This window comes from Pedobacter sp. UYEF25 (assembly GCF_054061655.1).
Map to the genome: position 1 here is coordinate 15,500 of NZ_JBSSEL010000013.1, position 14,656 is coordinate 30,155.

Genomic DNA, 14,656 nt, shown 5'->3' on the forward strand with positions numbered 1-14,656 from the left:
TTAGATTAAATTATCCATTTTGGTAACAATATATTGACTTTAATGTTTTAAAAAAGCTATAATTTTGGTCATTACAAGCGCCAAAACCGCTATAAAGCTGCCTTAGCTGTGGGTTTTTAGGGCTGTGGGAATGATTTTTGTTATCAACAAATTATGGCTATTAAATTTTTAAAGAAAAATGTATCAACTTTAGTTTTCTGCTCATTATTACTGATCATTTTAATGGTGCCTCAGGCCAAAGCCACATTATTGCAAGGATTGATGAAAGTAGGACTATTTTCTCCAAGAATTGAGCAAGTAGAAATGACCGCTACAGATTTATCTGGGATTACCTTTAATAATTCAAAAGGTGAATTGATAGATCTAGGGGATTTAAAAGGAAAAGTAATTTTGATAAATTTTTGGGCTACCTGGTGCCCGCCATGTAGAGCGGAAATGCCAGGGCTAAACACGCTTTATCAAAAATTTAAAAAAGACAAAGGTATTGTCTTCATTTTTGTAGATGCAGATGGGGATTTAGAACGGTCTACAAAATTTTTGAAACGTCATAATTATGATTTGCCCATATATAAAATGGTTAGCAATGTGCCGACTAAGATTTTTGAAAGCTCATTGCCTACTACTGTAATTTTTGATAAACAAGGAAGATTGTCTTTTAAACACGAGGGTTTAGCAGATTATGGTGATTCGAAGATCTCAGATTTTTTAAATAAGTTAAAAGAGTTAAATTAGCGATTACAAATCTGAATTCTATTTCTTACTAAATTATACGCATTGCCAAAATTATCTGTCATTACCGTTGTTTATAACAATGTTCGAGATATAGAACGAACGATAAACTCCGTTTTGAATCAGTCTTTCAAAGACATAGAATACCTCATCATTGATGGAAACTCTACGGACGGCACGAAGGAAATCATATCTAAGTATGCATCTGCGGTATCGAAAATAATTTCTGAACCAGATGCGGGAATTTACTTTGCCATGAACAAGGGCTTAGCCATTGCAACCGGCGACTACGTTCTATTTATGAACTCAGGCGATGAAATCTACGATTTGCAGACTGTAGAACGTGTATTCAGATCTGGTAAAAACGCCGATATATATTACGGGGAAACTGAAATGTACAGCGACGATTGGCAAAGTTTGGGTCGGAGAAGACATAACGCGCCGAAAGCGTTTACGTGGAGAAGTTTTAAGTATGGCATGAGCATTAGTCACCAAGCAATTTATTTACGGCGTACAATAGTTGACCCTTTTAGTGTCGATTATAAATACAGCGCAGATATAGATTGGATATTAAAAGCAGCAAAGAAAGCTACAAAAGTAATAAGAGTTGACGGGTACGTTGCCAAGTATTTGGTAGGTGGAATCAGCAAAAAAAAACATAGAGAAAGTTTAATAGAGCGATATCAGATTTTTAAAAAACACTTTGGCTTCTTCCCAAATATCTTTAATCATTTTATTATCGCGATTAAGCTAGGCCTATACCGTCTTCGAAATAAAAACACAAACGACTAAGAAATAGCTGTTAGAAGTGAATGTATGCGAACATTAAATGTACCATCTAATATTTATCCAAACAATGCATGCACAGTTTTAAGTGATTAGAAGTCTTAAAAGCTACCTAAAATCAGTAGCGCCAACTCAAAATAATAGGATTGGATTTCCGTCGAACCCCATTTAATTTATCAACTTACTGTTGCAAAATGCTATCTCCATCCACCGCCTAATGCTCGATATAAATTAACAACTGCCTGTAGTTGTTGTAAAGTGTCGCCGACACCATTCAATTGGGCAGTTAATAAACTTTGTTCTGAAGTTAACACATCTGTATAATTAGTTGCAGAGCTGTACCTTAAGAGCTCATTTGTAAAATCTACGGCTTGAGTTAAAGAAGCGATTTGATTGGTACGTATGCTTTTTTTCTCCACTGCCGTTTGATAGGAATACAACGCATCACTGACTTCTTGGCCGCCAGTCAACAATGCTTTCTGAAATGTGTAAAATGCTTGGCGTTGCTGTGCCTTCGCCGTCGTTAACCTTGCTTTATTTTGCCCCTGGGCAAAAATGGGTTGTGTTAAACCACCTATTAAATTATAGAAAATCGAGTTATCAAAGAAATCTTTCAATTTCAAACTAGACAACCCTCCAGAGGCGGTTAATGTTAAAGCCGGATAAAAGTAAGCTTTGGCTACATTTGTTTGTTCGAAAGCAGCTCTAAAACCAAATTCTGCTTCTTGCACGTCGGGCCTATTTCCTAGCAATTGAGCCGAAATACCAGTCTTTAAATCTGTATAAACCAGCTGACTATCCAATGTGTTTCGATTTATAGTCCCTGGCGACCTTGCTAGCAATAAAGAAAGCGCATTTTCGCTCTCTCTCAGCTGTCTTTTTAAATCTGGCAACAAAATTTGAGCCTGATACACATTGGCTTCGCTTTGAACTACTGCCGCACCATTTACAATTGCCGCCTCTTTTAGTGCCTTCAGTGTAGTAACATCTTTCTGCCTGATCAGAATCGTTTGCTCTGTTATTTTTATCTGTTTGTCCAATGCCATCAAATTATAATATGAATTGGCAATGTTGGCAATCAATTCCGTTTGGACTGCTCTCTTTGCCGCGTCAGTTTGAAGAAATGATGCGTATGCAGAACGTTTTGCGCTACTAAGTTTACCCCAGATGTCTGCCTCCCAACTTGTGCTTAGCTGAGCCTTATAACTTTGGGTATTAAGATTTATGCCGATCCCGGGAGGAAAATTTAAAGCTTTTGCAGATTGCTTTGCATCTGTAGCAGAAATGTCTGCCTGCAAACTTGGCAAAAATGCACTTCTACTTTGCGCAAAGGTTGCAGCCGCAATGTTTATCCGTTCTATTGCTTGTTTTAAATCTAAATTTTGGTTTAAGCCTTCGTTTATAAGCACCTGCAAATCTGGATCGGAAAATAGACGTTGCCAGGGCATGCTCGCCATGCTAACCGTATCGGCCGTATTTACGTCACGGTATAGTCCGTTGGTAATAACCGCTGGTGCATCATATTTGCGAGAAACGCAAGCTGATAGACTTATCGTAATTAAGCCAACAGAAAAAATGGTTTTATTTGCGAATTTCATAAATAATTTTTAGTGATGTTTACGTCTTTGCTCAACTTCTTTATACTCTTCTAACGTTAATTCTTTCTCAATTCCTTCATTAAAAGGGGATTTTGAACTCACCTTTTCTTGGAGCACTTGAAAAATAATAAATAATGAAGGAATTACAAATAGTCCAAAAATGGTTCCGACAAGCATTCCTCCAACAGCACCAGTACCGATGGATTTATTACCTGCAGCACCCACGCCGCTTGAAAACATCAACGGCATCAACCCAAATATAAATGCAAAAGAAGTCATTAGAATTGGCCTTAATCTGGCCGTAGCTCCCTCAATAGCTGCATCTACGATAGACATTCCCTTCTTCCTTCTATCAATGGCATATTCCACAATCAAGATGGCATTTTTAGCTAAGAGACCAATTAACATAATAAGGGTAATTTGCGTGTAAATGTTATTGTCGATGCCGAAAATCTTATCAAATAGAAATACTCCTGCCAAACCAATCGGCAATGAAAACAGTACCGAAAATGGCAACAGATAGCTCTCATATTGCGCAGCAAGCAAGAAAAACACGAATACGATACACAACATGAAAATAAACACAGTTTGGCTTCCACCCGCAATCTCTTCCCTAGAAAGTCCAGAAAATTCGTAACCATATCCTGCTGGGAGATATTTTTTTGCTTCTTGCTGAATAGCGGCCAAGGCATCTCCTGTACTATATCCAGCATTTGGGCTTCCTTGCATGGAAATAGAGGTAAATAAGTTAAACCTCGTTATGGCCTGCGGTCCGTAAACCGGCGTTAAAGTGATAAATTGAGTGATAGGTGCCATCATACCTGCCGCATTACGCACATAAATACCGTTTAAGCTCTCTTTATTTGCCCTAAACTTCGCATCTGCCTGATAAATTACTCTAAACTGCTTTCCAAATTTATTAAAGTTTGAGGCATATACGCCTCCGTAATAACCTTGAAGAACGTTTAGCACGTCGTTTACACTTAAATCTGCTTGCTTAACTTTGGCTACATTAACATTTATTAAGTATTGAGGAAAATTTATGTTAAATGACGTCGATGCATATTGTATTTCGGGCCGTTTGTTTAAAGCCTCCAGAAAGCGGTTTCCTACAGTATTAAACTGTGTAAGCGCGCCGCCAGTTTTGTCTTGTAATTCGAATGAAAAACCTCCGTTATTTCCAAAACCAGAGATGGTTGGCGGGGAAAAGAAAATAATTTTTGCCCCTTTTACAGAGGCTGTTTTGGCAAATAACTCCGCAACAATAGCTTTAACATCCCTCTTTCTGTCACCCCAGTTCTTTAATCGGGCGATAACCATTCCATATGAACTGCCAGAACCACTTATAATACTTCTGCCGACAATTTTCAACGTAGTTCTAACTTCAGGTACTCCTCTAACTATAGAATCGATTTGGGTAATTAGCTTTGCTGTTTCTTCTTTCGAAGTTCCAGGAGCCAAAGAAATGTCAGAAAATACTGTACCTAAATCTTCTGCCGGAACAAATCCTTTTGGGGTTGTGTTCATTAAAAGAATTAAAAGCCCAGCAAAAATTGCGATACCGACGCCAACTATCCATTTTTTCCTTGATAGAAATCCTATAGACCTTTTATATTTGGAAGTTACGCTGTCAAAAGAAGTGTTAAAAGCAATGTAAAATCTATTTACAAAAGTTTTCTTCTCATACTTATCTTCCTCATGCGGTTTTAAAAACAGCGCGCACAATGCCGGACTTAGCGTAAGTGCATTTACTGCTGAAATAATAATGGCAATTGCCAGCGTTAAACCAAATTGTTTATAAAAAACACCCGAAGAACCTTGTATAAAACTCACCGGAACAAACACCGCAGCCATAACCAAGGTGATGGAAATAATAGCTCCACTAATTTCGTCCATTGCATCTATCGATGCTTTTGTAGCATCTTTATAGCCTTCATCTAGCTTTGCATGGACGGCCTCGACGACGACAATGGCGTCATCAACCACAATACCGATGGCCAATACTAATGCAAATAACGTTAGTAAGTTAATGGTAAAACCAAATAAACCTAAAAAGAAAAAGGTACCTATAATCGCCACCGGGACACTAATTGCAGGTATCAGGGTAGACCGAAAATCCTGCAGAAAAATAAATACTACTAAAAACACCAATATAAAAGCCTCAACTAAAGTATGAACCACTTTGTCGATGGAAGCGCTAAGGAAATCATTGACATTTATAAGTGTATTGTAGTGAACACCTTTAGGAAAACTCTCTTGGGCCTTGTCCAATGCAGCAATCGAGTTGTCTATCACTTCCTTTGCATTGGATCCGGCTGTTTGGTTTATTGCTATACCTAATGCGGGTTTTCCATCAAGCTGTACCGTACTTCCATAGCTTTGCGCGCCAAGTTCTATCCGCGCCACATCGTTTAATCGTAAAATATTACCCTTCTTATCTGCTTTAATTATGATGTTGCTAAACTGTTGCTCATCTTTTAACCTACCTGTATATTTTAAAGTGTACTGGAAAGCTTGATCGCCCTCTTCGCCAAATTGACCTGGAGCCGCTTCTATATTTTGTTCTGCCAAGGCAGCATTTATATCGCTGGGAACTAAACCATAACTAGCCATCACATCTGGCTTTAGCCAAATACGCATGGTATAATCTAATGTGCCAAAGGCTGTAGCATCTCCAACTCCGTTTATTCTCTTAATTTGCGGAATAATGTTAATGTTTGCATAATTCTGCAAAAATTTCTGATCGTAAGAGGGGTCATCGCTGTAAATACCAAAAATAAGCACATTACTAGCCTGTGCTTTCGCCGTAATCACTCCTGCTCTGGTCACCTCGGCGGGCAGAAGACTAGTTGCTTGGGCAACCCTATTTTGAACATTTACCGCTGCAATATCTGGATTGGTACCAAGTTTAAAGTTTACAGTGATCGATGCAGTACCATCGTTACTGGACGAAGAAGTAATGTAGGTCATGTTTTCTACCCCATTTATCGCTTCTTCTAACGGTACAACAACACTACTGAGCACAACATCGGCGCTGGCTCCTGCGTAAGCAGCCGAAACCCGCACCGTTGGCGGGGCGATTTCTGGGTACTGTGTTACCGGTAAACTACTCAATCCCAAAACACCGAGTATTACGATGATGATAGAAATTACAGTAGAAAGTACTGGTCTTTGAATAAATTGCTTGAACATGCTATTTTTTTATTGTTTTAAAACCCACTTTTTGCCGTTATTTTCTAATTTCCTTGTAAACTGAGTCTACATTCTTCTCTTGCGGCTTAATCTTCGTTCCATCCTTTAACCCTTGGAATCCCTCTAACACAATCTTTTGCCCTGCTTTTAATCCTTTCGTAACCACATAAAATTTGGCTTGAGTTAAATCCATCACTTCAATCTCTGTGTTTACCACTTTAGAAGAATCGCCCAGTACGTATACAAATTTTTTGCCCTGTAAGTCTACCGTTGATTTTTGTGGAATTAATAAGGCGCTGTCAATCATTGTTGGAATTCTCACAAGTGCACTTCCACCGGTTTTAAGTAGATAGGTTGGGTTTGAGAAAGTAGCTCTTAAACTAGCAGAGCCGGTGCTGGTGTTTAACTGACTATTTATAGACTCTATATGGCCTTGTTTATCAAAAGTACTTCCATCAGCAAGTATTAAGCTCACCGGAGGAATATTATTCATTTGTTCCTTCAACGTACTTCCCTTATACTTTTTTGAGAAATCTAGAAGCTGCTTCTCATTTAGAGAAAAATAAGCGTAAATCTTAGAGGTGTTAGATACGGTAGTTAAGGGTTCTGTGCTACTACTACTTACCAAACTGCCGGTTTTAAATGGAATGCTGCCAACAACACCAGCTACAGGACTTGTTATTGACGTATAACCTAAATTCACCTTAGCATTTGCCAATGCTGCCTTTGCCTGAGCTAGAGCGGCTTGTTTAGATTGAAGCGCAAGTTGGGCAGCATCAAGCTCGTACTTGCTTATAATGTCCTTATCAACTAAAGGTTTGGTCTTAGCAACCTGCAATTTCGCCGCGTCTACATCTGCCTGAGCGCTACTAATCGCAGCTGCAGCAGTTCGAACTTCTTGCTCATACTGCGGCGCCTTAATTCTAAAAAGCAATTGGCCTTTTTTAACTGAGGCGCCTTCATCTACATAAATATGATCTACAAAACCATCAACCTTTGGCCTAATTTCAATGTCTTGAATACCTTCTATTGTAGCAGGATAGTCTGAGTTTAAAGTAGTCTGTTGCGATGCTATTTGAATAACCGGAAAAGCCTGAGGACCAGTTGGTGCTCCTGCATTGCCTGCTGCTGCTTTATCCTTATTGGCACAAGCCGAAAGCAGCAGACTTATAGTAAAAAGCATTAAAAGCGCATATTTCTGTTTCATACAAAGGGGTGTTAAATAATTCTGTTGTTAAAGTGCAAGGGGATCTTAAAAATCTTGCGCAAAAATAAGAGGTTTGAAAGATTTTATAGTTAAATCTTAGTCATTAAATCAATCGTTTGATTAACAAAATAATTGATAAAGTTTCCCCATTAAGCGGTTATAACCGATTAGGGCCTGTTTTGTTTTTTAGTGCTTTAAAATTTCTGTGTAATTATTTTGCGACAAGCATTGTTTTATCGAAAAATGCAGGAAGTCAACCCTCAACTGAGAAGTATTTCCATCAAAGTGATGCCATTTGAATTTTTCCTTGAAAAACAACCTTGGCTGGGCCACATAAAAAGACGTCGGTAAATCTTTCGCCATCGTAATTAAATTCTATTTCCAACGAGCCTCCCAAAGCCGTTATATTGGTATTTTGTTGTCCCATTTGATTTTTTAGTTTTGCCATCGCAAGTGCTACCGCTGTTACTCCTGTACCACAGGCGAAGGTTTCATCTTCTACACCGCGCTCATAGGTCCTAACAAAATAGCCATCCTCTTTTTCTTCTACAAAATTCACATTTATTCCATTTGAAATAAACATGGGACTGTTTCTAATAGTCTTTCCAGCGGTGTATACATCAAAATTTTCTAGATGATTTTGCACTATTACATAATGAGGAGATCCTGTGTTAACTACGAAAGCATTTTCAATTTGCGTAATGGTCTCTACGTCGATCATTTGTAGGTTTACCCAATCCTCTTCCGCTGCAATTTTGGCATAATGGGGACCATCGACTGCCAAAAATGTGGTTTCATCCTGTATCATTCCTAAATTGTTGGCAAACGCAACAATACATCTGCCACCGTTTCCACACATGCTGCCTAAATTTCCATCAGCGTTGTAATATTTCATTTCAAAATCATATTCGTTATGGGCGTTTAACAACATAAGACCATCAGCCCCTATGCCAAACCTCCTGTCGCAAATACGGTTAACTTGTTCTTTGTCAAGTATTTTAATCGCTCCATTTCTATTGTCAATCAATACAAAATCGTTACCGGCACCCTGATATTTATAAAAACTGAGATTCATCATTTCTTCATTATTTTAATCGACATTTAATCGAAGTAATACAGTTCCATGTTAAAGCATTGGTATTTAACATTATTTAACACAAAAACAGTGCTTGTTTTTGTCAAATATCGTTAATATGGTATCAACTTTGAGCTGAAAAAGGTAGAAAACATTCATTTCCTTTAAAGTTTAGATAAAAAAACACATTTGCAAATTACTCATCACACAGAGAGACTTTGCATAAATTACAATAGTATGCTTGAGCCGTCTATTGCATTTTTTGCTTGTTTCAAATAAATAATCAATAAACAATGAAAAAAATACTTGGAATTTCAGTTTTAGCGGCACTTATTGGAGGTGCGGCAGCTCTTGGCGGATATAAGCTTTTAGAGCGTAATCAAAACGCAGATACCATTTCTGGAAAACAGGAAGTGTATTTTGCAAACAACCCTTTAAAAGTTTCGTCATCTGGAGCAGCAGATTTTACCGAAGCGGCCGCAGCGGTGGCACCCGGTGTTGTGCACATTAGAACAACTTATGCAGCAAAGAAAAGTGAAGGCGGAGATTCTCAATCAGATTTTTTTAACGACTTTTTTGGTGGTGGCGGCAGACAATCGAAAGCCATGCCAAGCGCGGCATCTGGTTCTGGAGTAATCATCAGTCCTGATGGCTACATCATGACCAATAACCATGTGGTGGAAAATGCCAGTAAAGTTGAGGTGATTTTAACAGACCGACGTAAAGTGGAGGCCAAGGTTATTGGAAGAGATCCTAATACTGATTTGGCTTTAATTAAGGTTGATGAAAAAAACTTACCCGTGGTAAAAATGGGTAATTCAGATAACGTGAAAGTTGGCGAGTGGGTGTTGGCTGTTGGGTATCCATTAGATCTAAACACCACCGTAACGGCCGGGATTGTTAGCGCTAAGAACCGCAGCATCGGGATTATTGGTCGCGAACAGCAAGGGCAACAAATGACCGAAGAGGAATATCAAGAATACATGCGTACTGGAAAGCGGCCACAAGCGGCTCCAAATGCTGGCATTGAAGCATTCATCCAAACAGATGCCGCTATTAATCCCGGAAATAGTGGTGGTGCATTGGTAAATGCAAATGGAGAACTTATTGGTATAAATTCTGCAATTGCGTCTCAAAGTGGCTACAACCAAGGATATGGATTTGCAATACCAATCAATTTGGCTAAGAAAGTGGTAGACGACTTTATGAAATATGGTAAGGTAAAAAGAGGTTATATAGGGGTGAGTTTTACACCTTTGAGCAGCGACAACCCAGACGGCATAAAAACAAACGAAGTTAGCGGTTTATATGTTGGCGATGTAGTTGCAGGGGGCGGCGCAGCAGTAGCCGGCATCAAAACTGGAGACATTATCAAAGAAGTAGATGGTAAAGTGATTCATGACTCACCTGATTTGCAGGAAAGGGTTGGAAGATTAAATCCTGGCGATAAAGTAAAATTAAGCATTTTGCGAGACGGAAAATTGAAGGATTTTACAGTTCAGCTTAAGGGAGAAGCTAGTATGGGGATGACTGCCAAAAGCAGTGCTGAATCTACTGGTATGGCTGTTGATAAATTAGGTGCTACTTTCGCCCCGGCTAGCAAGGAGCAAAAGACAGCTTTAGGAATTGGCAACGGAGTAGTGGTAACTAACGTTGCGCCCGGCAAAGTGTTCGATAATGTAGGCGTAACCCGAGGATTGGTGATTACGAAAGTAAACGGACAAATGGTTAATAGCGCGGAAGACGTTCAAAAAGCATTAGGAAACAACAGTAGAAAGATGGTTGCCATTTCTGGTGTTACAAGCCAAGGTACCTTTAATTACAATTTCCCGGCCCAGTAATTTTAGAATAAATTAATTTTATGAGCAGCGGAAGTTTTCCGCTGCTTTTTTGTTAGGTTAATTTTTGAGTATCGTGTTTTTGTGCTACAAAATCATAGCCGCTTTCTCTCTTCGCGCCAACGATGCTTTTATAAATGCATGATTCAAACGAAAGATATACAATATTGTTAAAATCATAACGGTAATTAGCGCTATGATTTGGGCGTTACCCTCGTCCCCGCTTTTCCCAGCGCTCGGGTCAGGCTATCCTTTGCAATCTTTTTGTTCGTCCCTCGCAAAAGGATTTCCATTCCTATCCTTAACGCAAAGCCACTGTCATATAAGTCGATGTTTTGACATAAAAATTCGAATTGAAAAATGGGGATATACGGAAAAACTTGAGACCGTAAATTAACGGACATTGCTTTATAATATCGATTACTGAATGCCTTTAATGTGCGTGAGGGATATGAGCTAAAATCGCACAGCGAGGTATGGGCTAGGATTTGCAGCGTTAACCCGACTCCTTGCACAGCTTTGGACACGCACAAATGATGACACTATATTTTATCTCCACTATTATGAATGTGCACTCAAAATTTGGCTTGGACCATGTTTAAAATCCCCGAAAAACCCATTTAATATAAATACCATTTGAAATGCAAAATCCAAATCATCATCGTTTCGACGTAGCGCCAAGGAAGAGGTGCAACATCTTCACGACGCTGAAAAACCGTATAAACTTCCAAATAATAGACCCGGAGATGGAAACCAGGCGGCAGGTAGGGAACTTAATAAAAAAAGCTCCTTGCAAATCGCAAGAAGCTTGATTGTTTATAAAGTATCTAATGCTACCAATACACGCTATAAAGCGCAACCAACATGGCGATGATGATGAATGATCCAATGGCAAAGCCAGTCGATGTTTTGAACATTTTAGAATCGATTTCGAGGCCATTGGTAACTACGCCTTTTTTGTGGTCATATATGCTTATAAAATACATCCCGATAGAACAAACTGCAAATACAATGACCATCCTATCCAAGAATGGAATTTCGAAAACACCAGCAGGATTTGCTACTGCCCAACCAATGCTATATAAAGGGGATAAGTCTACATAACCCGGCAATAATTTTAAAATAACCGAAAGAACAAACCCACCTATAGTTGCAAATAATGCTGCGTTTGAAGTGGTCTTTTTCCAGAAGAACCCGTAAATAAACATGGCGAAAATACCTGGAGAAACAAAACCAGTATATTCTTGAATGTATTGGAATCCCTGTTTTCCTTCTCCCATTAAAGCATCTCCCAGCATTAGTGAAAGCAAAACGGCCAACATCATAGCCACCACAACAGTTACCTTCCCGGTATTGACCAAGTTATTTTCCGAGGCATTTTGGTTAAAAGCTTTTTTGTAAATGTCGAGGGTAAAAATGGTTGCAATGCTATTTGCTTTTCCAGCCAAAGAAGCAACAATTGCTGCGGTTAATGCGGCAAAGGATAAGCCTTTTAAGCCAACAGGAAGCAGCGTTAACAATGCCGGATAAGCCTTATTTACATCTTGTACACCGGTGGAAGTAAGCATATCTTTTGGATCTATTCCGCTTACGTTGTTTTTTACCATGTAGTAAACCGCTATTCCGGGAATTACAACAATCAGCGGCATCAACATTTTTAGGAAGGCAGCAAATAAAAGCCCTTTTCTAGCCACCGGCAGGGATGCACCTAGCGCCCTTTGCGTTATGTATTGATTACAACCCCAATAGTTTAGATTGGCAATCCACATACCACCAATCAATACGCTCAATCCTGGTAGGTCGATGTAATTCGGATTGTCTTTTTGAAATATCAAGTGGAAATGATCTTTTGCTCCATTATGTAGCATAGAAAAACCTTGGGTAATTCCCTTGCCTCCAGAGATTAGATTTAAAGCAATATAAGTTGCAACCAAACCTCCTAGAACTAAGAAAAAGACCTGTATTACATCTGTGTAGCCAATAACTTTCATTCCACCAAGCGTGATAAAAATGGCGAAAATGGCTAAAGCTAAAATACAAAACGTAACGCTAATTCCCGAAATGCCGCTTATGGCCAAGGCGCCCAAATATAAAATAGACATTAGGTTTACCACAATGTACAACATCAACCAAAAAACCGCCATAATCATAGCAACTTTCTTATTGTAACGTTCGCTGAGAAATTGCGGCATTGTAAAAATCTTGTTCTTTAAGTAAACAGGCATAAAAAATATACCCACAACAATAAGCGTTGCAGCCGACATCCACTCGTAGGCAGATATGGCGAGTCCGAGTTTAAAGCCAGAACCACTCATGCCAATCATCTGCTCAGCAGAAATATTTGATGCAATTAAAGAAGCGCCGATTGCCCACCAAGTAAGAGATCCTTCTGCTAAAAAGTAATCCTTGGAGCCCGCGTTTACCGTTTTCTTGCGATTGTAGACATATAGACCGTATGCTGAAACAATGATGAAATAGATAAAAAAAACGATATAGTCTTTTGTATCTAGTAATTTGTGGTTCATTTGTATAGATTTATTTTGGTTTTGAGCGCTAAATGTAGGAAAATCATCAATCAAAATAACACGAATGTAAATTTTTAATGTAAAAACCTACTTGTAATTTTTTAAGACTGATTGGTTGGTGCTATATTATTTGAATAACTGAGCGTTTAATAAAAAAGTGGTGAACATGATAAAGGAAATTAAATGGGCTGATTTCGAAGCTATAGAAGTTAGAGTTGGAACGGTGCTAGCGGTGGACGACTTTCCTGAAGCTAAAAAGTCAGCCTTTAAAGTAACGGTCGATTTTGGTGCGCTCGGAATTAAAAGAAGTAGCGCGCAAATTACAAAACACTATACCAAAGAAAGCCTATTGGGAAAGCAAATACTATGTGTTGTTAATTTCCCTCCCAAGCAGGTTGGGAAATTCATGTCGGAATTTTTAATAACAGGTTTTGAAGACGAACATGGAAAGATTATATTAGCCACGGTTGATAGAAAGGTGCCAAATGGGAACAGAATGGTGTAGACGATTTGTTATATTTGCGCATGACTTTTTTCAGTTTTGAAGACAAAGACTCCGATGCCGGAGATGTGCATTACATGAAAATGGCACTAGCAGAAGCAGAGAATGCGTTTGCGCAAGACGAAATTCCCATAGGTGCCATAGTTGTTTGTAAAAATAGAATTGTTGGTCGAGGGTACAATTTAACTGAAAAACTGGGCGATGTTACCGCTCACGCTGAAATGCAGGCTTTTACCTCTGCTGCGCAAACGCTAGGTGGAAAATACCTAACAGATTGTACATTATATGTTACCTTAGAGCCTTGTGTGATGTGTGCAGGTGCGAGTTTTTGGGCTAAAATTACGAGAATTGTTTATGGCGCCCGAGAAGAAAAGTTTGGGTACTCAACAAAGGGGTCGAATTTACTACACCCCAAAACACAGGTAACTTCAGGCGTTCTAGCAGAAGAGTGTGCTAGGTTGATGCAAAACTTTTTTAAAAATAAACGCTAAAATTTGGCAAATGGCTAGGTTAACCTAAAAGAACAATTGGCCTGTAGCTTTGTTGTATTAATAACGAATCATTTTAATAAACTTAATTATAAATATTATGGCTTTTGAATTACCAGCGTTACCATACGCTGCAGATGCGCTAGAACCGCAAATTGATCAAACAACCATGGAAATACACCATGATAAGCACCATCAAGCATATGTTACCAACTTAAATAAAGCGTTAGAAGGTAAACCAGAGGCAAACATTGCTATTGAAGATTTGATAAAGGAAATTTCTAAATATCCAGCTGGAGTACGTAATAATGGGGGCGGTCATTACAATCATTCTCTTTTTTGGAAAGTATTGGGGCCAAACAAAGGTGGAGAGCCAACTGGTGAACTTAGCGATGCCATTAAAGAAGCTTTTGGGTCATTTGAGGACCTTAAAACAAAAATGAAAGAAGCAGGTGCCACGCGGTTTGGTTCCGGTTGGTCTTGGCTTTCTGTTGGTGCTGATAAAAAACTTCAGGTTTCATCTACACCAAATCAAGACAATCCTTTAATGGACGTTGCAGATGTTAAAGGAACGCCAATTTTCGGAATTGATGTTTGGGAGCACGCATATTACTTAAAATACCAAAACAAGCGTCCAGATTATTTAGCTGCTATTTGGGAAGTAGTAAACTGGGATGCGGTGGCCGAACTTTACAAAAAGGCCTTATAATAAGACA

11 protein-coding genes are annotated in these 14,656 nt (G+C 38.9%); 6 read left to right on the forward strand and 5 right to left on the reverse strand.

Annotated features, from left to right (window positions below; genetic code table 11):
- Positions 1-153: 153 nt before the first annotated feature.
- Complete coding sequence (locus ACVWYG_RS12810) at positions 154-732, forward strand: TlpA family protein disulfide reductase (RefSeq protein ID WP_457270625.1); 579 nt, start codon at positions 154-156, stop codon at positions 730-732.
- 42 nt (positions 733-774) lie between these two features.
- Positions 775-1,521 carry a glycosyltransferase family 2 protein gene (locus ACVWYG_RS12815; protein WP_457270626.1) on the forward strand — a complete coding sequence of 249 codons (747 nt, stop codon included), beginning with the start codon at positions 775-777 and terminating at the stop codon, positions 1,519-1,521.
- A 191-nt stretch (positions 1,522-1,712) separates the two neighbouring features.
- Here ACVWYG_RS12815 and ACVWYG_RS12820 read toward each other — a convergent pair whose 3' ends face one another.
- The 4 genes from ACVWYG_RS12820 to dapF form a co-directional block, all read right to left on the reverse strand.
- Positions 1,713-3,113 (reverse strand): efflux transporter outer membrane subunit, encoded by a 1,401-nt coding sequence (locus ACVWYG_RS12820; RefSeq protein WP_457270627.1) that lies wholly within the window; start codon positions 3,111-3,113, stop codon positions 1,713-1,715.
- Between the two features lie 9 nt (positions 3,114-3,122).
- A complete protein-coding gene (locus ACVWYG_RS12825; protein ID WP_457270628.1) occupies positions 3,123-6,305 on the reverse strand; it encodes an efflux RND transporter permease subunit in 3,183 nt (1,060 codons plus the stop codon).
- Between the two features lie 37 nt (positions 6,306-6,342).
- Entirely contained in the window at positions 6,343-7,512 is a 1,170-nt protein-coding gene (locus tag ACVWYG_RS12830) for an efflux RND transporter periplasmic adaptor subunit (protein ID WP_457270629.1), read from the reverse strand.
- A 280-nt stretch (positions 7,513-7,792) separates the two neighbouring features.
- Positions 7,793-8,587: a diaminopimelate epimerase gene (gene dapF / locus ACVWYG_RS12835; RefSeq protein WP_457270748.1), complete on the reverse strand. Its 795-nt coding sequence runs from the start codon at positions 8,585-8,587 to the stop codon at positions 7,793-7,795.
- Positions 8,588-8,880: 293 nt separating this feature from the next.
- Here dapF and ACVWYG_RS12840 point away from each other — a divergent pair, with 293 nt between their 5' ends.
- Positions 8,881-10,428: a trypsin-like peptidase domain-containing protein gene (locus ACVWYG_RS12840; protein ID WP_457270630.1), complete on the forward strand. Its 1,548-nt coding sequence runs from the start codon at positions 8,881-8,883 to the stop codon at positions 10,426-10,428.
- A gap of 830 nt (positions 10,429-11,258) precedes the next feature.
- On the opposite strand, the gene ACVWYG_RS12845 is transcribed toward ACVWYG_RS12840, so the two are convergent.
- Positions 11,259-12,950 carry a sodium/sugar symporter gene (locus ACVWYG_RS12845; RefSeq protein ID WP_457270631.1) on the reverse strand — a complete coding sequence of 564 codons (1,692 nt, stop codon included), beginning with the start codon at positions 12,948-12,950 and terminating at the stop codon, positions 11,259-11,261.
- A gap of 166 nt (positions 12,951-13,116) precedes the next feature.
- On the opposite strand from ACVWYG_RS12845, the gene ACVWYG_RS12850 reads away from it, so the two are divergent.
- The 3 genes from ACVWYG_RS12850 (at position 13,117) to ACVWYG_RS12860 (ending at position 14,649) form a co-directional block, all read left to right on the forward strand.
- A complete protein-coding gene (locus ACVWYG_RS12850; protein WP_457270632.1) occupies positions 13,117-13,455 on the forward strand; it encodes a tRNA-binding protein in 339 nt (112 codons plus the stop codon).
- A gap of 20 nt (positions 13,456-13,475) precedes the next feature.
- A complete protein-coding gene (locus ACVWYG_RS12855) occupies positions 13,476-13,943 on the forward strand; it encodes a nucleoside deaminase (RefSeq protein ID WP_457270633.1) in 468 nt (155 codons plus the stop codon).
- A gap of 97 nt (positions 13,944-14,040) precedes the next feature.
- Positions 14,041-14,649: a superoxide dismutase gene (locus tag ACVWYG_RS12860; protein WP_457270634.1), complete on the forward strand. Its 609-nt coding sequence runs from the start codon at positions 14,041-14,043 to the stop codon at positions 14,647-14,649.
- Positions 14,650-14,656: the final 7 nt, after the last annotated feature.

Bases quoted from the DNA above. Each gene is read 5' to 3' on its own strand.
- ACVWYG_RS12810 (WP_457270625.1), top strand. From the start codon at position 154: ATGGCTATTAAATTTTTAAAGAAAAATGTATCAACTTTAGTTTTCTGC.
- ACVWYG_RS12820 (WP_457270627.1), bottom strand. From the start codon at position 3,113: ATGAAATTCGCAAATAAAACCATTTTTTCTGTTGGCTTAATTACGATA.
- ACVWYG_RS12825 (WP_457270628.1), bottom strand. From the start codon at position 6,305: ATGTTCAAGCAATTTATTCAAAGACCAGTACTTTCTACTGTAATTTCT.
- ACVWYG_RS12830 (WP_457270629.1), bottom strand. From the start codon at position 7,512: ATGAAACAGAAATATGCGCTTTTAATGCTTTTTACTATAAGTCTGCTG.
- dapF (WP_457270748.1), bottom strand. From the start codon at position 8,587: ATGAATCTCAGTTTTTATAAATATCAGGGTGCCGGTAACGATTTTGTA.
- ACVWYG_RS12840 (WP_457270630.1), top strand. From the start codon at position 8,881: ATGAAAAAAATACTTGGAATTTCAGTTTTAGCGGCACTTATTGGAGGT.
- ACVWYG_RS12845 (WP_457270631.1), bottom strand. From the start codon at position 12,950: ATGAACCACAAATTACTAGATACAAAAGACTATATCGTTTTTTTTATC.
- ACVWYG_RS12850 (WP_457270632.1), top strand. From the start codon at position 13,117: ATGATAAAGGAAATTAAATGGGCTGATTTCGAAGCTATAGAAGTTAGA.
- ACVWYG_RS12855 (WP_457270633.1), top strand. From the start codon at position 13,476: ATGACTTTTTTCAGTTTTGAAGACAAAGACTCCGATGCCGGAGATGTG.
- ACVWYG_RS12860 (WP_457270634.1), top strand. From the start codon at position 14,041: ATGGCTTTTGAATTACCAGCGTTACCATACGCTGCAGATGCGCTAGAA.